Raw genomic sequence first — 23,806 nt, 5'->3', positions numbered from 1 at the left:
GACCTGCAGATCGGGCGGCGCGAAGGGCGCTATTTTCACACCGCCGGCAACGCAGGGCAAACGGCGCGCGGCGAACGACCGATGAGCTAACGCCAGCGCGAGCTAGCGGCTGAAAAAAGCTGGGTTCGGGCGTGTCGCAAACGTCTGCGCTCACGTTCGCTCCTTTGCTATTCACTCACGCGAACTATACTTTTCAAACACCTTCCACCGGACGCAGTCCGCTTCTTCCCCGCATCACACTACCCCACCGCTCTCATTTCGCCCGACACGGCCAATGCAGCCGCGTCGCGGCTGGCGATGTGGTTTGCGCACCCGCTGTTTGTCTGGATATTTCGATGTTTAATCAGGAGATTGCCATGACTCGAAAATACATCGACTGCCGCGAGTTCCCGAGCGAAATGAATTGCACCGTTGCCCTATCCGCCGACAGCGAGAGCGAATTGCTCGACGCGGCCGTGCAGCATGCGGTCACGGTGCACAAACATACGGACTCGCCGGAACTGCGCTCGCAGCTCAAGACGCTCTTTCATGAAGGCACGCCGCCGGTCGAGGCGCCGCGGGCGTGATTCGTTGTTCTTTTCCTTGAGGATGAAGGCCGGCTGACCAGCACGGACGGCGGCGCGCCGTTCGCGCTGGTCGCGGCGTTGTCTGAGCGTCCTAGCCGGGATATGCCTCATCCACCTTCAGTCCGGCCAGCTTGAAAATGACCCGCAGCGTTTGCGGTTTGATGTCGCGACGCGAAGCGAGCGTCGTCATCACGAAGTCGAGCACTTTCGCGTACTTCAGCATCGTCAGGCACGTCTCCATGTCGACGCTGCCGTCGCGCATGACCTCGGCCAGCCGCAGCATTTCGGTGGAGATGTCGCGTGCCATTTCCAGTTCGAGCTGCTGCTTTTCCGACCACGCAGGGGCGGCAGTGAGCTTCGCCAGCATTTCCTGAAACTTCTGTTCGACGTTTCCGTTGGGTACCGTGTCCATTGCTGCCTCTTCTATTTTCCAGGCGCGCGTCCGTTTGAGATCGCGGCGCGCTGCTGGTTACGTAACGTTCGGTCCGTGTTCCGGGACCGTCCTCCCCACATGCATTCGGTTCGCGTGATCGAAGCCACGGCCGGCAGCTTGTTGTTATGCGCGACACGGCTTACGCCATCGAGTGAGCCGGCCCGCAAGATGCTTTCAAGCCACGTCGGAATACGTCCCGCATATTGCGTTTTGAGCAGGAAGTGTTCCAGGTTTGTGGCATTTCTCGCATGGTCGACACGGCTCCTTAGGTGAGCGGCCCGCGCTTTGGGTAAACTGGCAGCAACTTTTCCTTTTTTCCGTCATCTGTCGCACGTTCGCGTTGCAATCGATGGCGGTCTCCCACGATGTCCAGCAAAACCCACGAAATCCGTCCGAACCAGTCCGTCGAGTTGTTGAAGGAGCTTCATATCCTCACGCGCGACGGCAAGATGAACCAGGACAGCCGCCGCAAGCTGAAGCAGGTCTACCACCTGTTCCAGTTCATCGAGCCGCTGCTGAAAGACCTCAAGGAGCAGCAGGGCGCGGTGACGCTCGTCGACCATGGCGCGGGCAAGTCATACCTAGGTTTTATCCTGTATGACCTTTTCTTCAAGGAATTTCAGGACGCCGCTGGTGGGGCGTCGCACATTTACGGCATCGAAACGCGCGAGGATCTCGTGACGAAATCCGAGGAGCTGGCTGGGCGGCTGGGCTTCAAGGGGATGTCGTTCCTGAATTTGTCGGTGGCGGAATCGATTACGTCAGACCGTTTGCCCGCGCAGATCGATATCGTGACGGCGCTGCATGCGTGCAATACCGCGACTGACGACGCGCTCCGGTTTGCTCTGGAAAAGCGTGCGAAATACATCGTGGTGGTGCCGTGTTGCCAGGCCGAGGTGGCGGGGGTTTTACGGCAGAACAAGGGTAAATCGCTGGGGAACGCGTTGACCGAGATCTGGCGGCATCCGCTGCATACCCGGGAATTTGGCAGCCAGATTACCAATGTGCTGCGCTGCCTGCAGCTGGAAGCGCATGGATATCAGGTGAGTGTGACCGAGCTGGTCGGGTGGGAACATTCCATGAAGAATGAACTGATTATTGCGCAGTTCAAGGATCTGCCGAGACGGCGGCCAACCGAGAGACTGAATGAAGTGATGGAGACGCTCGGGATCGAGGAGCTGAAAGAAAGGTTCTTTGTCTCGGCCTGATCCGTCCCGCGGCGGTGGCTGTTTCATAGCCACCGCGCGAATTACTTTCTTATCAATTCATTCCAGCCTTTAAGACCAATTCGCCGAAGCGTCTCCTGATTCCGTTCATAAATAGCTTCTGCATCGGGAAAAGCCTGAACCGCGCGTTCAATACTATCTTCGCGAAGCAGATGCAAAATCGGATAGGGCGCGCGATTCGTATAGTTCTCGATATCGTCGGGCCCACTATCTTCAAATTGATAATGCGGGTGAAAGCTGGCAATCTGAATAATGCCTTCCAGCCGAAGTTGTTTAATCATTATCTCGGCAAAAAACAGGCAATCGTTATAGTCGAGAAAATCGCTGAGTGCATTCGGTATAACCAGAAGCGTGGTATCCACCGCATCAGGATTCGCCGCGACGAGCGCCTGAATCTCGGTTTCGAGATCGGCTAACACCCCTTCCATATTCACGGCGTCGCTCACGGCATAGCGAATCTGCTCCTTAACATGCACGGCTTTGGCAAAGGGGCACAAATTGAGCCCGATCACGGCCTGCGTCAGCCAATGACGAGTGGCGGCGATAACAGCATCATGAGATTCGGCGGGCGACGACATGGCAAGCAGCAAAAGAGGAAAGTGCCATTCTAACGGCGCGCAACGGCACCGATCCGCACGCGGCCCCAACAGGACGACCCGAACCTCACCCCGCTTGCGTCCTGCTGCACGCCGCGGCGATCAACTGCGCCGCTACCTTCGGTGCGGCCAGAATCGGCCCGCAGCCCGCGCCGTAGGTCTGGCTGGCCGCGTACACGCCTTCGATCATCAAACCCAGCCCGTTGGCCAACGCCACCGGATCATCGGCGCCTGCCGCGGTTGTCAGGTCCAGAAGCCGCGCCATGAGCCGTTCCTTATTGCGAAACACGAATTGCCGCGCCGGATGCGTCGTGTCGGAAAACTCCACCGACACGTTCACGAAAGGACAGCCGCGGTAATCGTCGACCGATGCACGCACCGCCAGGTCGTCGAAATATTGCTGAAGCTGCCTCGCCGGTTCGCCTGGATGCTTCGCAAAGCTCTTCTCCACATAGCCGAAAAACTGCTCGTCCTTGCGCGCCAGATACGCCATCACCAATTCATCCTTCGACGAGAACTGGCGGTACAAGCTCATCTTGTTCACCCCTGCACGCTCGACCACCGCGTCGACGCCGACTGTCCGCACACCCTCGCGATAGAACAGTTCGTCCGCGGCGCGCAGCAGTTGCTGCTGTGCCTCCGGGCCGGCCGTCTGCGTGCCGCGCGCTCGCCGTGCGCTGGTTGGCTTGAGGGTTTCACTATCGGACATGGATGCCACCTGAATTGAATTGATGCCTTGACATGTTACCGACCGGTAACTAACATCGCAAACACTATTGTGACAGATCTGTCACAAGTCCTTTACCGAAGTCGTAACAATGCGAGCGGCGCGGCCTGCGGGGCAGGCGTCGATTGGAGAATTGATGAGCTGGGCAGCGAGACTGATTGGCGGACGTTTCCACTACGGCTGGTTGACCGTTGCAGTGGTGTTTCTGGTGCTGCTGGCGGCGGCCGGCACGCGCGCCACGCCGAGCGTGATGATGGTGCCGCTGGAGCATCAATTCGGCTGGAGCCGTGCGACGATTTCGCTCGCCATCTCCGTGAACATCGCGCTCTACGGCCTGATGGGGCCGTTCGCGGCCGCGGCGATGCAGCGCTTTGGCGTGCGTCCTACTCTGCTGATCGCGCTCGGGACGATGGCGGCGGGTGTGGCGTTGTCCTCACTGATGACGCACCCGTGGCAGATGGTTCTGATCTGGGGCGTGATGGTTGGCGGCTCGACCGGGGTGGCGGCGTTGTCATTGTCCGCGACGGTGGTGACACGCTGGTTCACCACGCATCGTGGTCTCGTGATGGGGATTCTCACGGCCAGTTCGGCGACCGGCCAACTGGTGTTCCTGCCGATGCTCGCGGCCATCGCCGAGCATTACGGCTGGCGTCAGGTGGTGTGGGTTGTCGCGGGCGCGGCGGCGGTTGTCTTGCCGCTCGTCGCGTTCCTGTTGCCGGAGCGGCCCACGGATATGAAGTTGCGCCCGTTCGGCGAACCGGCCGACTCGCCGATCTCTACCTCCGTGACCAGGCAGAATCCGCTGGCCATCGCCTTCGGCACGCTCGCCATGGCGAGCAAGACGCGTGATTTCTGGCTGCTGTTCTTCAGCTTCTTTATCTGCGGCGCGAGTACCAACGGTTACGTCGGCACACACCTGATCGCAATGTGCGGCGACTACGGCATGACCGAAGTGCAGGGCGCCTCCCTGCTCGCCGCGATGGGCATCTTCGATCTGTTCGGCACGACGCTGTCGGGCTGGCTGTCGGACCGCTTCAATAGCCGCGTGCTGCTGTTCTGGTATTACGGTCTGCGCGGTTTGTCGCTGATGTATCTGCCGCACGCTTTCGGCATCGATTTCTTCGGGCTGCCGTTGTTTGCGGTGTTCTACGGACTCGACTGGATCGCCACCGTGCCGCCCACCGTGCGTCTCGCAACCGATGTCTACGGCAAGGAAGCGGCGCCGGTCGTGTTCGGTTGGGTGGTCGCCGGCCACCAGCTCGGTGCGGCCTTCGCGGCGCTCGGCGCGGGCATGCTGCGCGCGAGCCTCGGCACGTACACGGTGGCGTCGATGATTTCCGGCGGACTGTGCCTGGTTGCCGCCGTGATCGTGCTGCGGATCAACCGGCCGGCCAAGGTGCCGGAGCCGCAAGCGGCGTAGAGCTGCGGCCCGGCGCGCGGCGAACAACGCGCACTTGAGCAAACGGCCTCATACGAGGCCGTTTGCCATTGCAGCTGAGGTGAAAACTAAGTGTGTACTTGTTGGAGCGCGAGTGGCTCAGCCCGGTTATGCTATGAAGCCCCGGGCAGCCGCCCGTCGTTCATGAATTTCGACCGAGAGAAGCGCATGACCAACAAACCCGCCCCTACCGCAGTTGCCATTCACGAGCTGATTGCAGGTCGCTGGAGCCCGCGCGCGTATTCGAGCGAGCCGGTGAGCCGCGAGGATCTGCATTCGGTGCTCGAAGCGGCACGCTGGGCGCCGTCTTCGTATAACGCGCAACCGTGGCGTTTCCTCGTATTCGACCGTAGCGTCGATGAAGTCTCGTTCAAGCAGGCTTTCGCCACGCTGGTGCCGTTCAACCAGGGCTGGAATGCGGCGGCGCCGGTGCTGATCGCGGTGACCACGCATACGCTCACCAACAAGGGCGAAGTGAACCGTTGCGCGCCGTACGACGCGGGCGCCGCGGCGATGGCGCTGGTGCTGCAGGCACATGCGCTCGGTCTCGCTGCGCATCAGATGAGCGGCTTCGACCCGAACGCGTTCCGTACGGCGTTCAAACTGCCGAACGATGTCGACGTGATCGCCATCATTTCGCTCGGCCATTACGGCGATGTCGATAAACTCGATCCGGTGCTGCGTGAACGCGAGAAGTCGGTGCGTCAGCGTTTGCCGCTTGCTGAAATCGCTTATGGCGGTGGCTGGAAGAAGGCGTTCTGAGCCCCTTGCGGCCTTGGTGGTGACAAAAACGCGCGGCACTGATCGCGCGTTTTTTATTCTGCAATGTTCGCGACGCTTTAAGGCGCGTGCTTCATTCCTCATCGTCCGCAACGCTCGAAAGCGGTGTGGCGACATTCTCAAGCGACTTGCGCTCCGCATCCACGCCCCAGATCGCAGCAATCACCGCGGCGGCGAGCATCAGCCCCGAGCCGACCAGATAGCCCAAAAACACTTCGCTACGCTGATGGGTATCGATCAACCGACCGAAGAACGCCGGACCGATGATGCCGCCCAGCGCGGTGCCGAACGCATAGAACACCGCGATCGCCAATGCACGAATTTCCAGTGGAAATGATTCGCTGACTGTCAGATACGCCGAACTCGCGGCCGCCGAGGCGAAGAAGAAAACTACCATCCACGCGATCGTCTGCGTGACGACGGTAAGCATCTGCTGCTCGAACAGATAGCCGCTTAGCGTCAGCAAGACGCCGGACAGCGCGTAAGTCGTGGCGATCATCTTGCGTCGCCCGATGACGTCGAAGAGCCGGCCGAGCACCAGCGGTCCAAGAAAGTTGCCGAGCGCGAATGGCAACAGATACCAGCCGATGTGGTCGCCCGGCACCTGATAGAAATCGGTCAGCACCAGCGCATAGGTGAAAAAGATTGCGTTGTAGAAGAACGCCTGTGCGGTCATCAACGACAAGCCGACCAGCGCGCGCCGTCGGTGCACGTTGAAGAGCGTGTGAAACACCTCGCGCAGCGGCGTATGCCCACGTGCGCGCAGTCTTAGCCGCGTGAGGTCGTCGTCGGCGAGTGCATGGCCTTCGCTGCGAAAGCGCGTTTCGATGCCGTCGACGATCGAACGTGCATCGTGTTCGCCGCCGTGCGTCAGCAGCCAGCGCGGACTTTCGGGCACCCAGATGCGCATCGGCAGAATCCCCAGCGCCAGTACCGAGCCGATGAAGAAACAGGCGCGCCAGCCCCAGTCGCCCGGCAGCAGATTCGGGTCGAGCAGGATCAAGGAGCCCGCCGCGCCGAGCCCCGCGCCGACCCAGAAGGTGCCGTTGATGCCGAGATCGGTCCAGCCGCGCACCCGCGCGGGCGTGAATTCCTGGATCGTCGAATTGATTGCCGTATATTCGCCGCCGATGCCCGCGCCGGTGAGAAAGCGAAACAGCAGAAAACTGGCAAGATTCCACGAAAAAGCAGTCGCCGCGGTAGCGGCCAGATACAGCGCGAGCGTGATGAAAAACAGCTTGCGACGGCCGAGCCGGTCGGTCAGCCAGCCGAAGCCGAGCGCGCCGAGTACGGCGCCTGCGATGTAAGCGCTGCCGGCGAGGCCCACGTCGGCGTTGGTAAAGCGCAACGATGGGCTAGACTTCAACGCACTCGCGACAGCGCCTGCGAGTGTCACTTCAAGACCGTCGAGCAACCACGTCACGCCCAGCGCGACGACGATCAGCGAGTGAAAGCGTCCCCACGGCAAGCGGTCGAGCCGCGAGGGCAGGTCGGTTTCAATGACGGCGGCGTTTTTCTCGTGGACAGCGGCGGTAGGCGGCGCGCTCATTGCTACAAGTCTCCTGATTACCGAAAATTGGCGGCGTATCCTGTCGAATTCAGCAATTTTTGTTCCGTCGAGCGGACCTTGGTCAGTATTGCGGACGTTCCGGAAAGCGTCAGTTGATGCTGATTGGGCTTTCGTGATACAAAGCCGCTCCCCTTTCTGTCCGCGCCAGCCGTGAGCGGCGATTCCTGCCATGAACTATTGCGCGATTGACTTCGGTACTTCCAATTCGGCCGTAGCCGTCCCAGACGGCGCTGCGCTTAGGCTTGCGCCGGTCGAGGGCGCCTATACGACGCTGCCGACCTCCGTCTTTTTCAACACCGACGAGAACACCCGCGAATTCGGGCGCGCAGCGTTAGCGGCGTACATCGACGGTTTCGACGGCCGTCTGATGCGCTCGATGAAAAGTATTCTCGGCTCGCCGCTCGCTGAGAACTCGACCGATCTCGGCGACGGTTCGGCGATCAAGTACACGGACATCATCGCGATTTTCGTCGACCATCTGAAGCGCTCGGCGGAGAAGAGTGTCGGCGGCCCGATCAGCCGCGCGGTGCTGGGCCGTCCCGTGTTCTTCGTCGACGACGATCCGCGCGCGGACCAGATGGCGCAGCAGCAGCTCGAATCGGCGGCGCGTTCAGTCGGTTTGCGGGAGATTCACTTTCAGTATGAGCCGATCGCAGCCGCGTTCGACTACGAATCGCATCTGACGGAAGAGGGGCTCGTGCTGGTGGCCGACATCGGCGGCGGTACGTCGGACTTTTCGCTGGTGCGGGTGGGGCCGGAGCGGGTGAAGCGCGTCGAACGTAAAGACGACGTGCTGGCCCACCACGGTGTGCACGTTGCGGGCACAGATTTCGACCGTCGCGTCGAACTGGTGACGATCCTGCGCGAACTCGGCTATCAGACGCTCGACCCCGAGGGCCGTGAGATTCCGAATCGCGTCTATTTCGATCTGGCCACCTGGCACCTGATCAATACCGTCTACGCCCCGAAGCGCGTCAGCGAACTCGCGCTCATGCGGCATTTGTTCCTCCAGACCAAACATCACGACCGCCTGATGCGCGTTGTGGACCGCCGCTTGGGACATGCGCTGGCGGCTCACGCGGAAGAAGCAAAGATCGGCGTGGCGGCGGGTGGAGAGACCGTGATCGACCTCGACGAGGTGGAAGACGACCTGCGCCTGGCATTCGACGAAGCGCAGCTTATCAAGGCCGGTCAGGACGAGACGCAGCGCATCGTGCAGGCGGCGCGCGATACGGTGCAGGCGGCCGGTGTGGCCCCGCGCGACGTCAACGCGATTTACTTCACGGGTGGCTCAACCGGATTGGCGTTTCTATCGGGCGCATTGGCCGCGGCATTTCCGGATGCCAAAGCGGTATTCGGCGACCGTCTCGCCAGCGTCGCGACAGGTCTCGGTATTCACGCGCGGCGTTTGTTCGGATAACCAGATTGATCAAACGCATACTGCGAAGATAATCGCCGAATGCAGTTACGGCGAATATAAAAAAACCCCGCCGAGGCGGGGTTTTTTGCGTCCAGAAGGAAGCGTGCTTGCTTACGCCGGCTTGATGTTAGCAGCTTGCTTGCCCTTCGGGCCCGTCTTCACTTCAAACGTAACCTTTTGGTTTTCTTGCAGCGTCTTGAAGCCTTCCGTGCGGATTTCCGAGAAATGCGCGAACAGATCTTCGCCGCCGCCGTCCGGCGTGATGAAGCCAAAGCCCTTTGCGTCATTGAACCACTTGACGGTACCGGTTTCCATATTACTTGTTCCTAAAGATGGTAAATAAGGCCGAAGCCCAATGGGTGCGCATGAAAATCAAGGAAGGGGGTAATGGGACCAACCGGAGTACCGTTGATGGGCGAACTACGAAAGACCAATTCACTCGCCGCTTGAAATCCTGCCCGAACGTTATACGGCGATTTCGGGCGAAGGTCAACACTCTCATCCCAACTTTACAAGATTTTGATGGGTTGGCGTAAAAATTGCTTACAAAGCTTGCTATTCGTCTGAGAATTTTGCTAGGGAGAACCCTTGGTTTTGCTGCAACGTGCGGGTGCAACCGTTAAACTACGCGCCGCGCGTCGGTTGCACCTGCTTCGGGACCGCCGCGCATGCATGCGCGTCACCCCGTCCCCAGCGCCACAAGCGATGTCACGCGGTGCCGACATGGTTCTGATGCAATCTGCAAGGGGCGGAGTAAGTGCTAAAGCACCGGCTCCGGCCGTCATACGGTGTATGGGGCCAGAGTAAGTGCTCTGCATGGGACCACAGTAAGCGTTAAAGCGCTAACTCTGGCCGACAGCTAAAGCGCTAACTCTGGTCGACACAGGAGAAGACGTGAAAAGTTCTATACAACGGAACATCGGACCGGTCGCGCTGTTGCTGACCGGCTTGGGTTCGATCATCGGATCGGGCTGGCTGTTCGGCGCGTGGAAGGCTGCAAAAATTGCCGGGCCGGCTGCCATTTGTGCATGGGTCATCGGCGCGGTGGTGATTCTCGCGATTGCCTTGACCTACGCAGAACTCGGCGCGATGTTCCCGGAGTCCGGCGGCATGGTGCGTTACGCGCGCTATTCGCACGGCGCGCTGGTTGGGTTCATCAGTGCATGGGCCAACTGGATTGCCATTGTCTCGGTGATTCCAATCGAGGCAGAAGCATCCATTCAATATATGAGCACCTGGCCGTATCCATGGGCGCATGCGCTATTCGTGGATGGGTCATTAACCACTAATGGGCTATTGCTGTCCGCGGCCCTCGTGATCATTTACTTCCTGCTGAACTACTGGGGCGTGAAGTTGTTCGCGCGCGCCAATTCGGCGATCACGGTCTTCAAGTTCCTGATTCCGGGCGCGACGATCCTCGGCTTGATGCTGACGGGCTTCCACAAGGAAAACTTCGGCGAAGTCAGCACCTTTGCGCCGTACGGCTGGTCGGCTGTGCTGACAGCAGTGTCGACGAGCGGCATCGTGTTCGCCTTCAACGGCTTTCAGAGCCCGATCAACCTCGCGGGTGAAGCGCGCAATCCAGCCAAAAGCGTGCCGTTCGCGGTGATCGGCTCGATCCTGCTGGCGCTGGTGATCTATGTGCTGCTGCAGATTGCGTATATCGGCGCGGTGAGCCCGGGCGACGTGATGAAGGGCTGGAGCCACTTCAACTTCGCTTCGCCGTTTGCTGAGCTGGCGATCGCGCTGAACCTGAACTGGCTGGCTATCCTGCTGTACGTCGACGCGTTCGTCAGCCCGAGCGGTACCGGCACGACGTACATGGCGACTACCACCCGCATGATCTACGCGATGGAGCGTAACAACACGATGCCGAAGATGTTCGGCAACGTGCACCCGTTCTACGGCGTGCCGCGTCAGGCGATGTGGTTCAACCTGCTGGTGTCGTTCATTTTCCTGTTCTTCTTCCGTGGCTGGAGCTCGTTGGCGGCGGTGATCTCGGTCGCGACCGTGATCTCGTACCTCACTGGCCCGATCAGCCTGATGGCGCTGCGCCGCGCGGCGACGGATCTGGAGCGCCCGCTGCACATTCCGGGCATGAAATTCATTGCGCCGTTCGCTTTCGTGTGCGCGTCGCTGATCCTGTATTGGGCTAAGTGGCCGCTAACCGGCGAAATCATTCTATTGATGGTCGTCGCGCTGCCGGTCTACTTCTATTTCCAGGCGAAGTCGGGTTTTGGCGGCTGGGGGCGTGACCTGAAGGCTGCATGGTGGCTCGTGGCCTATCTGCCGGTGATGGCGATCCTGTCGCTGATCGGTAGCAAGGAGTTTGGCGGCCACGGCCTCCTGCCGTACGGCTGGGACATGCTGGTCGTGGCCGTGTTCTCGCTGGTGTTCTACTACTGGGGCGTGCATAGCGGCTATCGTTCGGAATACCTCGAAGAACGTCAGACGCACGACGAAGTGCTTGAGGGCATGGGAGCACATTAAGTTGCTGTGCTGAGCCCTTCGCCGAATCGGCATGATCCGGCACAGTACGAAAAAAGCCCCCCTGAGTTGCTCAGGCGGGCTTTTTGTTGGCGGCGCTTTGGCCTTGGTTCGGCGTTGTGCAGGCGTTGAATCAGGCAGTGCCGAACACGTAATTCGTCATGGCGAGCGCGCGCTGATAGGTTCCGAGCGACTGAATCGCTAGCGAATAGTCGTCGTCCGCCGCACCCAGTGCCGCGAACACGGGCAGCAGATGCTCGTCGGTCGGATGCATCAGCACCGCGTGCGGCGCCTGACGGCGGTAGTCGAGCAACGCATCGATGTCGTGCGCGGCGAGCTTGGCCTCGAACCAGTCGGTGAATTCGGCCACACGCGGATCGGCATCTCCCGGGCGCGCGGAAAAATCCGCAGCGCGCAGGTTGTGCGTGATCTGGCCCGAGCCGATCACCATCACACCGTCATCTTTCAGCGAGCGTAGCGCGCGACCCACCCGGAAATGATGGGCGGCGTCCATGTGCGGCTGGATCGACAGTTGCGCGACCGGAATGTCGGCTTCCGGGAACATCAGCAGCATCGGCACCCACGCGCCGTGGTCGAGCCCGTGCGGCTGGGCGCCGGTGAGGATGCCGTGTTCGTCGAGCAGCACCGCGGCACGGCGTGCCACATCGGGGGCGCCGGGAGCCGGGTACTGAATCTCATACAACTGGCGCGGGAAGCCGTAGAAATCGTGGATGGTCTCAGGCGCCGTGGACGTGCTCACCACCGGTTGCGCCGTGCCCCAATGGGCCGACAGCATCAGCACGCTTTCAGGGCGCGGCAATTGCGCCGACAGTGCGCCGAATTCGGCGGACGGCAGGGAAGGGTCAATCGGCAGCGTAGGTGCGCCGTGGGAGAGGTAGAGCGACGGTAAGCGATTCATGGCAGCAACGCCGCCGCGGGAGCGCGGCGCGGAAGTAGGGTTGCTATCAATATAGGTTCGTACCGTCGTTTGATAAACGGGTGAAAGCGGAATTGATTGTATCGCCAGTGTTGTTAATGGCGATCGAGTGATTATGAGGCGCTGCTCGTCAGGCCCTGGCAATGCATGGCGCTTGCCTTCGCGCCCCGCACGGTGGCGGTCGTTGCCTGCGAATTATTCCTGCGCGCCGCGCAAACCTTGCCACGCTGGCGACATCGTCGGTCCCAACGCGAATAGATCCAACACGCGTGCCACCGTGTGATCGACCATTTCGTCGATCGTCGTGGGCTGGTTATAGAAAGCAGGCAAGGGCGGAAAGATCACGCCACCCATTTCGGTGACGGCCGTCATATTGCGCAGATGCGCGAGGTTTAACGGCGTTTCGCGTACCAGAAGCACGAGCCGGCGGCGCTCTTTGAGCGTGACATCGGCGGCGCGGGTGATCAGGTTGTCCGAAAAACCGTGTGCGACGCTTGCCAGCGTCTTCATCGAGCAGGGAGCGACCACCATGCCATCGGTCGCAAACGAACCGGACGCGATACTCGCGCCGACATCGCGCACCGAATGGACGACATCCGCGAGCGGATGCACGTCTTCTTTGCTCAACTGGAGTTCGTGCTGGATATTGAGCCACCCAGCGCTCGAAATCAGCAGATGGCTCTCGACGCCGCCCAACCGGCGCAACGTCTCAAGCAACCGGATGCCGTAGATGGCGCCGGTCGCGCCGGTAATCGCAACGATCAGCCGACGTGGCGCCGCAGCACGTGTTTCCATGGCTCGCGGCGCCTTATCGGAGGACAACAAAGGTTCGGACAGCGGCCGCTTAAGCCGCGGCGAACAGTTGCTGCAGTTCGCCCGATTCGTACATTTCCATCATGATGTCCGAGCCGCCGACGAATTCGCCCTTGACGTAGAGCTGCGGAATGGTCGGCCAGTTCGAGAACTGCTTGATGCCCTGGCGGACTTCGTCGTCTTCGAGCACGTTGACGGTTTTGATTTCGCCGACGCCGCATGCTTTCAGGATCTGGATGGCGCGGCCGGAAAAGCCGCACATCGGGAACTGGGCGGTGCCCTTCATGAAGAGCACGACGTTGTTTTCGTCGACGATTTGCTTGATGCGTTGTTGCGTATCCATGACTGACCTTGCGGTTCCGTTATGTGTAGGGAATAGGCTGAAATGATAGCGGATTTCGGTAAGACCGGCCGAGAGCCGCTTTGCCACCTCGGCGATTAGGGCCATCCATCGACGTTAGCCGGGCCAGCGTCCGCCGCTGATTCGCTCGATGCCGGCGAGATCCTGCTCCGAGCGGACGTCTGTAAAACCCTGTGCTGTTAGCAGGCCGCGCACGGCTTCAGCTTGATCGTATCCGTGTTCGAGCCACAATACGCCGTTGGCGGTCAAACGTGTGGGCGCGCCCACGACAATCTTGCGGATCGCGCTGAGTCCGTCGGCTTCGTCGGTGAGCGCGCCGCGCGGCTCGAAGCGCAGATCGCCTGCCGACAGATGCGGATCGCCGCTTGCTATATACGGCGGATTGCTGACGATCACATCAAAGCGCAATGCTGCGTCGAGCGAGCCGTACCAGTCGCTTTGCTGCAGGCCCACGGCGCCGCCGGGGCGTTTGGCATCCAGCAGACGCGTGGCGTTACGCGTGGCCACCGCCAGTGCTTCGGCGGAACGGTCCAGCGCCCAGACCTGCGCGTCGGGCCGCATCGACGCAATGGCCACGGCAATTGCGCCGGTGCCGGTGCCCAGATCGAGTACGCGCGGCCGCGAGATGTTTTCCATTGCAGCCAACGCCGTTTCGACCAGCAGTTCGGTTTCGGGACGCGGAATCAGCACGTCCGGCGTCACTTCGAAGTCAAGCCCGAAAAACTCGCGCGCGCCGACCAGTTGCGCCACCGGCTCACCGGCGACACGCCGCGCTTCCAGGGCCCGGTATCGGTCGACTATCGGGCCGTCGAGCGCTTCATCGCTGCGCGTAATCAACTGCGTATGCCGCCAGCCGAGCACGTGCGTGAGCAGAATCCGCGCTTCGAGCGGCGGCAGCGGCGAGGCAAACAACAACGCGGCGGGCGTGACCGGATCCATTCGCGCTTAGTCCGCGTCGCCCAGCGATGCCAACAACTCGGCCTGATGCTCACTGACGAGCGCCGCGATCAATTCGTCGAGATCGCCGTCCATGATTGCGTCGAGGCGATACAGCGTCAGGTTGATCCGGTGATCCGTCAGACGCCCCTGCGGGAAGTTGTAGGTGCGAATCCGCTCCGAGCGATCGCCCGAGCCGATCAGGCTCTTGCGCGTTGCGGCTTCCTTCTGCTGCTGCTCGTGCGACTGCTTGTCCTTGATGCGCGCTGCCAACACCTTCAGCGCGCGATCCTTGTTCTTGTGCTGCGACCGGTCGTCCTGACATTCGACGACGATGCCGGTCGGCAAGTGCGTCACCCGCACGGCCGAGTCTGTCTTGTTGATGTGCTGCCCGCCCGCGCCGGACGCGCGGAACGTATCGATGCGCAGATCGGCCGGATTGATTTCGACTTCGCCGATTTCGTCCGCTTCCGGCATCACCGCGACTGTGCACGCCGAAGTATGGATGCGCCCCTGCGTCTCGGTGGCCGGCACGCGCTGCACGCGATGGCCGCCCGACTCGAACTTGAGCTTGGAATAGGCTGCTTCGCCGGCAATCCGCACTATCACTTCCTTGTAGCCGCCGAGGTCCGATTCGCTTGCCGACATCATCTCCACTTGCCAGCGATTACGCTCGGCATAGCGCAGGTACATGCGCAGCAAGTCGCCCGCGAACAGCGCCGATTCGTCGCCGCCGGTACCGGCACGGATTTCAAGGAAGATGTTGCGATCGTCGTTCGGGTCTTTCGGCAGCAGCATTTTCTGCAATTCGGCGCCGAGTTTTTCCATCCGCTCGCGCGCCGCGCGAATTTCTTCTTCCGCGAAGTCGCGCATCGACGTGTCCGCCAGCAGTTCCTGCGCGGTCGCCGCGTCGTTCATCGCCTGGCGCCACAGCGCGTAATGCTCCACAACCGGCCCGAGCTCGGCGTGTTCACGCGTGAGCTTGCGGTATTGGTCGAGATTCGAGGTGATGTCCTCGCGGCTCAACAGGTCGTTCAGTTCGGCCAGCCGGGTAGTGAGCTGGTCGAGCTTGCGTTGCATGCTCGTTTTCATCGGACGGGTATCGGAGCGGACTCCGGCAAAGACGACGACTAGGGGAGTGGGCAGATGCCCTGGTCAGAAGCATGTCGCGGGCCACTCAGTGTGGCGCGGACGGTGCGGCGGTGGCTGCGCCGCTAACGCTCCGTAGAACCGGAGTGTTTGTAGAAACCGCCCATCAATTCGATGAGCGTGTCACGGTTCTCGCTGCTCGCGCGATTGAGCGCGTGCGTGGGGCCGTGGATCAGTTTGTTGGTGAGCGATTGCGACAACGCTTCGAGCACCGCTGCCGGGTCCTCGCCGCGTGCGAGCATTTTCTGCGCGCGTTCGACTTCGGCGCGACGCAGCACGTCGGCCTGTGTATGCATGTGGCGGATCACCGGCACGATGCTGCGTGCGTCGAGCCATTGCATGAAGTTCTGAACACGCGTTTCGATGATAGCCTCGGCCTGCGCGACCGCGGCCTGCCGCGACGCATTGCCTTCGCGCACGATCGCGCCGAGATCGTCGACGGTGTACAGGAACACGTCTTCGAGCTTGCCGACTTCGGGTTCGATATCGCGCGGCACGGCCAGATCGACCATGAAAATCGGCCGGTGACGGCGCGCTTTCACGGCCCGCTCGACGGCGCCCAGACCGATGATTGGCAGGGTGGACGCGGTGCACGACACGATGATGTCGAACTCATGCATGCGGGTGGGCAGTTCCGAGAGCGGAATGGCCCGGCCGTTGAAGCGTTCAGCGAGGCGGGTGCCGCGCTCGACCGTGCGATTCGCCACGACGAGTTCGCGTGGCTGCTGCGCCGCGAAGTGCGTAGCGCACAACTCGATCATTTCGCCCGCGCCGATGAACAGCACGCGCTGGTTTGAAATCTTGTCGAAAATCCGCTGTGCGAGCCGCACGGCAGCTGCCGCCATGGAAACCGACTGCGCGCCGATTTCGGTCGTGCTGCGCACTTCTTTCGCGACGGCGAAGGTACGCTGGAACAACTGGTTCAGATAGGTGCCGAGCGCGCCGGCCTCAGATGCCGTGCGTACTGCGTCCTTCATTTGTCCGACGATTTGCGTCTCGCCCAGCACCATCGAATCGAGCCCCGAGGCGACGCGGAACGCGTGGCGCACGGCTTCCGACTGCGGCAGCGCGTAGACATGCGGCGCGAGTTCGTCGACGGGCAGGTTGTGGTACTTCGAGAACCACTGGATCGCGGCTTCACGCGCGGCCTGGTCGTCGGTCGCGCAGTAGAGTTCGGTGCGGTTACAGGTGGACAGAATCGCCGCTTCCGGCGCTGTGCGGGCGGTGCGGCCGAGCCAAACGCTCTTGAAGGTGTCCAGTGCGGGCTTGATCTGTTCGAGCGGAAACGCCACGCGTTCGCGCAAGGCGACAGGCGCAGTGTGGTGATTGATTCCGATCGTTAGAAGCTGCATATGGGGAGCTATGGTTTAGCTCAATATTATAGCGTTTCCACGATTCTTACATTGTGAATGCGTCACCCGGCCTCCACAATGGCGTCCGGCGGGATGGCGTCGAGTTGGTAGCCATAGCCGTAAAGCGGCGTCAGGCAGTACCCGTGCTCCGGCCGCAACTGCAACTTGGTCCGCACGCGCGATGCATGGGTGTCGACGGTGCGCGACTGTACGTCGCGGCGGCGTGTCCAGACCGTTTCGAGAATATGCGCGCGCGACACCGGCCGTGACAGATTGGAAAACAGCAGCAGCGCAAAGCGGAATTCCTTCGGCGTCAGGGCGACCGTCTGATTACGGAAGGTGACGGCGAACTGCGCCGCGTCGAACGCATAGCCGCCGATCGTATCGCGCCGACGGTTGGGCGGCCGCCGCAAGCCCGCGCGCCGCAGCAGCGCATCCACCCGGGCCAGCATTTCCGGGCCGCGGACCGGTTTGGTCAGACAGTCGTCGGCGCCGGCATGGAGCGCTGCGACAATCTGGCTCTCGCGTGGCTCCGACAGCAGCACGATCACCGGCAAGTTCGGCAGAATCGAGCGGGCGCGCGGAATCAGGTCTTCAGCGCAATGGTCGCCGGCCCAGTTTTCAGTGATGAGAAGATCGAAGAATTCGTCGGCGGCACGATGCAGAAACGGTGTGCTCGCTGTGAAGTGCTGGCACGCATGGCCGCCGGCAAAGATCAGCCGGCCGACCAGGGTGGCGTGCCGTAAGTCCGGCTCGATAAGGGCGATTCGCATGGCACGCTTTCAGCTTGGCAATTACCCGGGCTAGGTTTCTCCGTAAGGCTTACAGCTTGCCTAACATCACCCCGACCCCTAAACTCAACCGCTATGCGGAAAGCGCCGTGCTGAACCTCTATAGTTAATGAGACAAAAATGCTATCTGTGTTGGCTCCTTGCGCCCATGAGACGAATCTGAAACTGCGCGAGACCGGCCGCTAATGGGGTGGCCCGGAATCCTGGTGCTGGGCGCGGTGATTGGCCTGGCGGGGTGGTGGCTGCATCCGCTGCGCCGTTCGAGCCGTGCCCCGTGGTGGGTGGCGCTCCTGGCCGGCCTGCTGGGCGCGGGTGTCGCGCGCATGGCCGGCAACGTGGTGGGTCTTTTTCATGATGGCGATACGCTCGAATGGCCGGTATGTACCGCCATCGCGCTGGTCGCCGTTGCCGTGACGGTCGGCTTGCTTTCCCGTCGATGAATACTTGCAGGTGACTCCGATGAATGCCCGACTCCCCGAAACTTCCTCCATTCCCGAACGGCTCGCGACATTGCGCAATGCGATGGCGCACGAAGGTGTAGCCGCCTATCTGGTGCCGTCCGCCGATCCCCATCTTTCCGAATATCTACCTGGGCGCTGGCAAGGCCGGCAGTGGTTGTCGGGCTTCACCGGCTCGGCCGGCACGCTCGTCGTAACAGCCGATTTCGCCGGCGTGTGGACCGATAGCCGCTATTGGGAACAAGCCAACGCGCAACTGGCCGGCACCGGCGTTCAGTTGATGAAGATGACCGGCGGCCAGCAGACCGCGCCGCATTTTGAATGGCTTGCGCAGAACGTCGCGACCGGCGGCACGGTCGGTGTGGACGGCGCCGTGCTGGGTGTCTCGGCGGCGCGCGCATTGAGCCAGGCGCTTTCCGCGCACGGCGTGAAACTGCGCACCGACGTCGATCTGTTCGACACGATCTGGCCGCAGCGCCCGTCGCTGCCCGTCGCGGCCGTGTTCGAGCATGCCGCGCCGCACGCGAGCGTCGCCCGTTCCGAAAAGCTCGCGCAGATTCGCCGCGCGATGGCGGAGAAGGGCGCGCAGTGGCACTTCATTTCCACGCTCGACGACCTCGCATGGCTTTTGAATCTGCGCGGCGCCGACGTCAGCTATAACCCGGTGTTTGTGGCGCACGCGCTGATCGGTCCCGAAAGCGCGTCGCTCTTCGTCGCCGACGGCAAGGTGCCGCAGGCGCTGGCCGATGCGCTCGCGCGTGACGGCATCAGCGTCGAGCCCTACGCGAATGCGGCCGATGCGCTGGCCGCGCTGCCGGCCGGCAGCACGCTGCTGATCGACCCGCGCCGCATTACCTATGGCTCGCTGCAATCGGTGCCGTCTACAGTGAACGTCGTCGAGGCGGTCAATCCGTCCACGTTCTTCAAGTCGCGCAAGACCGAGGCGGAAGCGGAGCATGTACGCGAGACGATGGAACAGGACGGTGCGGCGCTCGCCGAATTCTTCGCGTGGTTCGAAGGCGCGCTGGGCCGCGAAACGATTACCGAACTGACGATCGACGAGCGCCTGACGGCAGCCCGCGCGCGCCGTCCGGGCTTCGTGTCACTGAGCTTTGCGACGATCGCCGGCTTCAACGCGAACGGCGCGATGCCGCACTACCGCGCAACCGATGAAGCGCATTCGGTGATCGAGGGCAATGGCCTGTTGCTGATCGATTCGGGCGCGCAGTATCTGAGCGGTACGACCGACATCACCCGCGTTGTGCCGGTCGGCACCATCAGCGAGGCACAGCGGCGCGATTTCACGATCGTGCTGAAAGGCACCATGGCGCTGTCGCGCGCCAAATTCCCGCGCGGCATCCGTTCGCCGATGCTCGACGCGATTGCCCGCGCACCGATCTGGGAAGCCGGCGCCGATTACGGTCATGGCACCGGTCACGGCGTGGGCTATTTCCTGAACGTGCACGAAGGCCCGCAGGTGATTTCGCACTACGCACCGGCCGAGCCGTGGACCGCGATGGAAGAAGGCATGATCACCTCGGTCGAGCCGGGCATCTACCGGCCGGGCAAGTGGGGCGTGCGGATCGAGAACCTGGTGCTGAACGTGCCGGCGGAGAAAACCGAGTTCGGTGATTTCCTCAAGTTCGAAACGCTGACGCTGTGCCCGATCGACACACGCTGCCTCGACCTCTCGCTGTTACGTGACGACGAGCGCGCCTGGCTCAACGCGTATCACGAGATGGTGCGCACGCGTCTGTCGCCTCATGTGTCGGGCGAGGCCAAGGCGTGGCTCGAGTTGCGTACGCAGGCTATCTGATCTCATCGCCACGACCTTACTGACGGAGCGTGCATGGCCATCAAGGCAGTCGTGTTCGATTTCGGCGGCGTGCTGATCGACTGGAGCCCCGAGTATCTGTATCGCCAGTTGATTCCTGACGAAACGGAGCGTCGCTGGTTTCTGACGCACGTTTGTTCGATGGAATGGGTGATCCGTCAGGACGGTGGTCAGCCGATCGTCGAGGGGACAAACGAGCTGATCGCGAAGTTTCCCGATCACGCGCCACTGATCCGCGCGTTCTATGAACGCTGGCACGAGATGGTGCCCGGCATGCTGGAAGAGGGCGTGGCGCTTATGGAAAAGCTCGAAGCGGCCAATGTGCCGCTCTTCGGGCTGACGAACTGGTCGGCGGAGACGTTTCCGTATGCGTGGGAGCATTTCCCCGTGCTGCGGCGTTTCCGCGACATCGTCGTGTCGGGCAGGGTGAAGCTGGTGAAGCCCGATCCGGCGATCTTCGCGGAAATGCGTCAGCGGATCGAAGCGCAACTGCCGGGTATCCAGCCGGGCGAACTCGTCTTCATTGACGACAATCTGAAAAACGCCGAGGCCGCGACGGCACTCGGCTGGCACGGCGTGCATCACACGAACGCCGCAAAAACGGAAGCAAGACTGCGCGAATTGGGCCTGCCTGTCTAAGCGCGAGATGCCGCGTTACCGGGATGCCGGTTGAAGCGGTGACGTGTGGCGCTTCTTCGCTTCAACGGCGCCGCCTGCTTCGACCCAGGTCCGCCTACTGACCGAGCAGATTTTTCAACGCGTCACCTAATCCTTTCACTGTCTCCCCGGCGCCCTTCGCCACCCCTTCGACGCTCACGCCCATCGCTTTCGCAAAACCGGCGCCCAGGCGCGTCATCAGACTTTCCTGCACCGAAAACTTCGGGTCGTGCAAATTCCCATCCAGTACGAAATGTAGTGTGATGTCGCCGTTGTGCGTCTTGAGCGCAGCGATGGCGGCTTTCGTCGGAATCGACATGAAGGTGTCGAGCGGGTTGTCGCTTTCGGCGAGTTGCAGATGGTGGATCGTCACCGTGCCGGGTGCATGCAGCTGATAGTTGCGCACCGTCGAGTCGACCGTCAGGTCGACCGTGCCGCCCGTCACTGGCGCCTTCGCACCGGTTTTTTTCAGCAAGTACGGATCCAGCATGACGACATCGACGCCGCGCAGTGTGCTGGTGGTCTGCGAATCCTTGCTGGCAATCTTGATCCACCCACCGAACGAAACGGTGCCCGTATGCGTCGGGCCCTTGATCGAACCGGTGACGCTGACGTTGGTCGGTTCGGTGAGCGCGGGCAGATGCAGGTTTTCGACAGTCGCGTTGGCGTTGCTGACCGTGACTTTGAATGCTGGTGGGCCGACCGTCATGTCGTAGAAATGGAAGTTGCCTTGCTCGAAGCTAATGCGATCGACCAGCTTTTCGCGGGAGATGGGGATTGCCGCGCTGGTGGCTTCGTCGTCGTTGGAGCCGTTGATCGTTTGCCGCAGATTCGGCATCAGACGGATCGCACCGTCCTTGGTTCGCAGCACGGCGATGTCGAAGCCGCGCACCACCACGCTATGAATATGCATGCGCCGCGCGAGCAGATCGCGGATATCGGGCGTGATGGTGATTTCGTCGGCGCGTAGCGGATCGCCGGCGGGCCAGCCGGGCGGCGCCTTGAGCAGAACGTTGGTGAGATGGACTGTAGTAAGGCCGACCCGGATGCTTTCTGCGCTGCCTAGTGGCCCGAGCGCTGCAACGACGCGCTCCTTGACTTCGCGCTGCGCGAACTGCAGCGCACCGACCGCGACGACGATCAGCACCAGCAGCACGCCACCTGCGGCAATGGCCCAGCGCTTGGCTTTCGACATCGCCATGCTTGCCTCCTCGTCGCCGCGCTGGGCGCGGTGTGGGTGTGATTGGCCGGTGTGTGCGCCCGCTGGACGCACAATTTTTGATACGGCGGGATTCCTGCATCTCGCCGGAACGACGTGTATCACGCCGAGGCACGCAAAGCGTGTGCCCTACCGGTTAGCCGGCAAACGCACGGCGAATGCACGGCAGTTGTGGCGTGCGACGGTGAGCATAATGACCGGACAATCGGCCCTAAAACGCGCCGACCGAGCGGTCAGCAAAGCGGCCCACAAAAGCGTCAGCAATAAAAAGACCCTCAAAACAGCCCGCTCATCGAGCAACGAGCGGGCCGCCAGGCCAGCGATTTATCGCGCGATCGGCTTGTAACGCAGGCGCTTCGGACGTGCAGCTTCTTCACCGAGGCGGGCACGCTTGTCCGCTTCGTATTCCTGGTAGTTGCCGTCGAAGAACGTGATTTGTGAATCGCCTTCGAACGCCAGGATGTGTGTCGCGATCCGGTCGAGGAACCAGCGATCGTGCGAGATAACCATGACGGAGCCGGCGAATTCGAGCAGTGCGTCTTCGAGCGCGCGCAGCGTTTCGACGTCCAGGTCGTTCGACGGTTCGTCCAGCAGCAGCACATTGCCGCCCGCGATCAGCGTTTTTGCCAGATGCAGCCGGCCACGCTCACCGCCCGACAGATTGCCCACGGTCTTCTGCTGATCGCCGCCCTTGAAGTTGAAGCGGCCGATGTACGCACGCGAAGGCGTTTCGTACTTGCCGACCGTCAGCACGTCCGCACCACCGGAGATTTCTTCGAACACGGTCTTCGAGCCGTCGAGCGCGTCGCGGCTTTGATCCACGTACGCGAGCTTGACCGTCGGGCCTTGCACGATCTCGCCCGAATCCGGCTGTTCACGGCCGGTGAGCATGCGGAACAGCGTCGACTTACCGGCGCCGTTCGGCCCGATGATGCCGACGATCGCGCCCGCCGGAATCTTGAAGCTGACGTCGTCCAGCAGCAGACGGTCGCCGTACGATTTGCTGACGTTCTTGAACTCGATGACTTCATTACCCAGGCGGTCGCCGACCGGGATGAAGATTTCCGAGGTCTCGTTGCGCTTCTGATAGTCCTGACTGTTCAGTTCCTCGAAGCGGGCGATACGCGCCTTCGACTTCGCCTGACGGCCCTTCGGGTTCTGGCGCACCCACTCCAGTTCCTTCTTGATCGCCTTCTGACGCGCCGATTCCGACGACTCTTCCTGCTTCAGGCGCTCTTCCTTCTGGTCGAGCCAGCTGCTGTAGTTGCCCTTCCAGGGAATGCCGTGGCCGCGGTCGAGCTCGAGAATCCACTCGGCGGCGTTATCGAGGAAGTAGCGATCGTGGGTCACGGCGACGACTGTGCCCGGGAAGCGCGTGAGGAACTGTTCGAGCCAGTCGACCGATTCCGCATCCAGGTGGTTGGTCGGTTCGTCGAGCAGCAGCATGTCCGGCTTTTCGAGCAGCAGCTTGCACAGCGCGACGCGGCGTTTTTCGCCGCCCGACAGATGCTCGATTTTGGCGTCCCACGCCGGCAGACGCAGCGCGTCGGCGGCGATTTCGATCTGCTGTTCGGCGCTGCCGTCGGTGGTGGCCAGAATCGCTTCGTACTTGGCCTGCTCGGCGGCGAGCGCGTCGAAGTCGGCGTCCGGTTCCGCGTAAGCTGCGTAGATTTCGTCGAGCTTCTTTTGCGCGCCGAAGACGTCGCCGAGACCTTCCTCGACCGCTTCACGCACTGTCTTGTTCGGATCGAGTTGCGGTTCCTGCGGCAGATAGCCGATGTTCAGGTTCGGCATCGGCGTGGCTTCGCCCTCGATGTCCTTGTCCACACCGGCCATGATGCGGATCAGCGTCGACTTGCCCGAGCCGTTCAGGCCGAGCAGGCCGATCTTCGCGCCGGGGAAGAACGATAGCGAGATGTCTTTCAGGATTTGACGCTTGGGCGGCACGATTTTGCCGACCCGGTTCATGGTGAAGACGTATTGGGCCATTTGCTTGCAATAGACGTTGACGACGCCGGCCGCGTGGGGGCAGGCGGTCGTGGGTGGATGGGTAATC

At 61.7% G+C, this 23,806-nt stretch carries 23 protein-coding genes; 9 read left to right on the top strand and 14 right to left on the bottom strand.

From position 1 onward, the window contains the following. The first annotated feature begins 356 nt into the window (after nucleotides 1–356). Nucleotides 357–566, top strand: coding sequence for a DUF1059 domain-containing protein (locus PQQ86_RS17665; protein ID WP_201079526.1), 210 nt, complete (start codon nucleotides 357–359; stop codon nucleotides 564–566). A 91-nt stretch (nucleotides 567–657) separates the two neighbouring features. Here PQQ86_RS17665 and PQQ86_RS17660 read toward each other — a convergent pair whose 3' ends face one another. After that, nucleotides 658–978 (bottom strand): type II toxin-antitoxin system HicA family toxin, encoded by a 321-nt coding sequence (locus PQQ86_RS17660; protein ID WP_074282059.1) that lies wholly within the window; start codon nucleotides 976–978, stop codon nucleotides 658–660. Between the two features lie 386 nt (nucleotides 979–1,364). Here PQQ86_RS17660 and PQQ86_RS17655 point away from each other — a divergent pair, with 386 nt between their 5' ends. After that, on the top strand, nucleotides 1,365–2,207 hold the full coding sequence (locus tag PQQ86_RS17655; protein ID WP_097390525.1) for a class I SAM-dependent methyltransferase: 843 nt from the start codon (nucleotides 1,365–1,367) through the stop codon (nucleotides 2,205–2,207). Between the two features lie 41 nt (nucleotides 2,208–2,248). Here PQQ86_RS17655 and PQQ86_RS17650 read toward each other — a convergent pair whose 3' ends face one another. Next, on the bottom strand, nucleotides 2,249–2,803 hold the full coding sequence (locus tag PQQ86_RS17650; protein ID WP_408269145.1) for a DUF1415 domain-containing protein: 555 nt from the start codon (nucleotides 2,801–2,803) through the stop codon (nucleotides 2,249–2,251). A gap of 85 nt (nucleotides 2,804–2,888) precedes the next feature. Next, nucleotides 2,889–3,530 (bottom strand): TetR/AcrR family transcriptional regulator, encoded by a 642-nt coding sequence (locus tag PQQ86_RS17645; protein ID WP_408269142.1) that lies wholly within the window; start codon nucleotides 3,528–3,530, stop codon nucleotides 2,889–2,891. 154 nt (nucleotides 3,531–3,684) lie between these two features. Here PQQ86_RS17645 and PQQ86_RS17640 point away from each other — a divergent pair, with 154 nt between their 5' ends. Together PQQ86_RS17640 and PQQ86_RS17635 are read left to right on the top strand one after the other, a co-directional pair. Further along, nucleotides 3,685–4,968, top strand: a complete 1,284-nt coding sequence (locus PQQ86_RS17640) for an MFS transporter (protein ID WP_408269139.1) — start codon at nucleotides 3,685–3,687, stop codon at nucleotides 4,966–4,968. Between the two features lie 186 nt (nucleotides 4,969–5,154). Further along, entirely contained in the window at nucleotides 5,155–5,748 is a 594-nt protein-coding gene (locus PQQ86_RS17635; RefSeq protein ID WP_408269136.1) for a nitroreductase family protein, read from the top strand. A 91-nt stretch (nucleotides 5,749–5,839) separates the two neighbouring features. On the opposite strand, the gene PQQ86_RS17630 is transcribed toward PQQ86_RS17635, so the two are convergent. Continuing rightward, nucleotides 5,840–7,315, bottom strand: coding sequence for an MFS transporter (locus PQQ86_RS17630; RefSeq protein ID WP_408269134.1), 1,476 nt, complete (start codon nucleotides 7,313–7,315; stop codon nucleotides 5,840–5,842). Between the two features lie 190 nt (nucleotides 7,316–7,505). Here PQQ86_RS17630 and PQQ86_RS17625 point away from each other — a divergent pair, with 190 nt between their 5' ends. Then, nucleotides 7,506–8,756, top strand: a complete 1,251-nt coding sequence (locus tag PQQ86_RS17625) for an Hsp70 family protein (RefSeq protein ID WP_408269131.1) — start codon at nucleotides 7,506–7,508, stop codon at nucleotides 8,754–8,756. Between the two features lie 111 nt (nucleotides 8,757–8,867). Here the strand turns inward: PQQ86_RS17625 and PQQ86_RS17620 are convergent, their stop codons facing one another. Next, nucleotides 8,868–9,071: a cold-shock protein gene (locus PQQ86_RS17620; protein WP_060858913.1), complete on the bottom strand. Its 204-nt coding sequence runs from the start codon at nucleotides 9,069–9,071 to the stop codon at nucleotides 8,868–8,870. Nucleotides 9,072–9,650: 579 nt separating this feature from the next. Here PQQ86_RS17620 and PQQ86_RS17615 point away from each other — a divergent pair. Further along, complete coding sequence (locus PQQ86_RS17615; RefSeq protein WP_408269128.1) at nucleotides 9,651–11,246, top strand: APC family permease; 1,596 nt, start codon at nucleotides 9,651–9,653, stop codon at nucleotides 11,244–11,246. Nucleotides 11,247–11,376: 130 nt separating this feature from the next. Here PQQ86_RS17615 and PQQ86_RS17610 read toward each other — a convergent pair whose 3' ends face one another. The 7 genes from PQQ86_RS17610 to PQQ86_RS17580 all read right to left on the bottom strand — a co-directional run bounded on the left by PQQ86_RS17610 (nucleotide 11,377) and on the right by PQQ86_RS17580 (nucleotide 17,564). Next, nucleotides 11,377–12,162 (bottom strand): DODA-type extradiol aromatic ring-opening family dioxygenase, encoded by a 786-nt coding sequence (locus PQQ86_RS17610; RefSeq protein ID WP_408269125.1) that lies wholly within the window; start codon nucleotides 12,160–12,162, stop codon nucleotides 11,377–11,379. Between the two features lie 213 nt (nucleotides 12,163–12,375). Then, entirely contained in the window at nucleotides 12,376–12,975 is a 600-nt protein-coding gene (locus PQQ86_RS17605; protein WP_408269122.1) for a UbiX family flavin prenyltransferase, read from the bottom strand. Between the two features lie 49 nt (nucleotides 12,976–13,024). Further along, nucleotides 13,025–13,336, bottom strand: coding sequence for a Grx4 family monothiol glutaredoxin (gene grxD, locus PQQ86_RS17600; RefSeq protein WP_012434475.1), 312 nt, complete (start codon nucleotides 13,334–13,336; stop codon nucleotides 13,025–13,027). Between the two features lie 114 nt (nucleotides 13,337–13,450). Then, complete coding sequence (gene prmC / locus PQQ86_RS17595; protein ID WP_408269119.1) at nucleotides 13,451–14,293, bottom strand: peptide chain release factor N(5)-glutamine methyltransferase; 843 nt, start codon at nucleotides 14,291–14,293, stop codon at nucleotides 13,451–13,453. A gap of 6 nt (nucleotides 14,294–14,299) precedes the next feature. Next, nucleotides 14,300–15,382: a peptide chain release factor 1 gene (gene prfA, locus PQQ86_RS17590; protein ID WP_408269117.1), complete on the bottom strand. Its 1,083-nt coding sequence runs from the start codon at nucleotides 15,380–15,382 to the stop codon at nucleotides 14,300–14,302. A 122-nt stretch (nucleotides 15,383–15,504) separates the two neighbouring features. Continuing rightward, on the bottom strand, nucleotides 15,505–16,791 hold the full coding sequence (gene hemA, locus PQQ86_RS17585; RefSeq protein ID WP_408269114.1) for a glutamyl-tRNA reductase: 1,287 nt from the start codon (nucleotides 16,789–16,791) through the stop codon (nucleotides 15,505–15,507). A 62-nt stretch (nucleotides 16,792–16,853) separates the two neighbouring features. Further along, nucleotides 16,854–17,564, bottom strand: a complete 711-nt coding sequence (locus PQQ86_RS17580) for a response regulator transcription factor (protein ID WP_408199977.1) — start codon at nucleotides 17,562–17,564, stop codon at nucleotides 16,854–16,856. Between the two features lie 203 nt (nucleotides 17,565–17,767). Between PQQ86_RS17580 and PQQ86_RS17575 the strand changes: the two genes are divergently transcribed. Genes PQQ86_RS17575 through PQQ86_RS17565 form a run of 3 tightly spaced genes read left to right on the top strand, consistent with a single transcriptional unit; the run spans nucleotide 17,768 to nucleotide 20,513 of the window. Beyond that, the gene (locus PQQ86_RS17575) at nucleotides 17,768–18,022 is read left to right on the top strand and encodes a hypothetical protein (RefSeq protein WP_408269111.1); all 255 of its coding nucleotides are present in this window, start codon (nucleotides 17,768–17,770) and stop codon (nucleotides 18,020–18,022) included. 19 nt (nucleotides 18,023–18,041) lie between these two features. Continuing rightward, nucleotides 18,042–19,856: an aminopeptidase P family protein gene (locus PQQ86_RS17570; RefSeq protein ID WP_408269109.1), complete on the top strand. Its 1,815-nt coding sequence runs from the start codon at nucleotides 18,042–18,044 to the stop codon at nucleotides 19,854–19,856. Between the two features lie 33 nt (nucleotides 19,857–19,889). Next, nucleotides 19,890–20,513, top strand: coding sequence for an HAD family hydrolase (locus tag PQQ86_RS17565; protein WP_408269106.1), 624 nt, complete (start codon nucleotides 19,890–19,892; stop codon nucleotides 20,511–20,513). Between the two features lie 94 nt (nucleotides 20,514–20,607). Here the strand turns inward: PQQ86_RS17565 and PQQ86_RS17560 are convergent, their stop codons facing one another. Further along, nucleotides 20,608–21,732: a DUF748 domain-containing protein gene (locus tag PQQ86_RS17560; RefSeq protein WP_408269103.1), complete on the bottom strand. Its 1,125-nt coding sequence runs from the start codon at nucleotides 21,730–21,732 to the stop codon at nucleotides 20,608–20,610. Nucleotides 21,733–22,074: 342 nt separating this feature from the next. Then, nucleotides 22,075–23,739, bottom strand: coding sequence for an energy-dependent translational throttle protein EttA (gene ettA, locus PQQ86_RS17555; protein ID WP_093643520.1), 1,665 nt, complete (start codon nucleotides 23,737–23,739; stop codon nucleotides 22,075–22,077). Between the last annotated feature and the right edge of the window lie 67 nt (nucleotides 23,740–23,806).

Source organism: Paraburkholderia sediminicola, assembly GCF_046026675.1.
In the GTDB taxonomy this organism is placed as follows: domain Bacteria; phylum Pseudomonadota; class Gammaproteobacteria; order Burkholderiales; family Burkholderiaceae; genus Paraburkholderia; species Paraburkholderia sediminicola_F.
The sequence above is the reverse complement of the archived record's forward strand: the minus strand, read 5'-3'. Positions and strand labels throughout refer to the sequence as shown.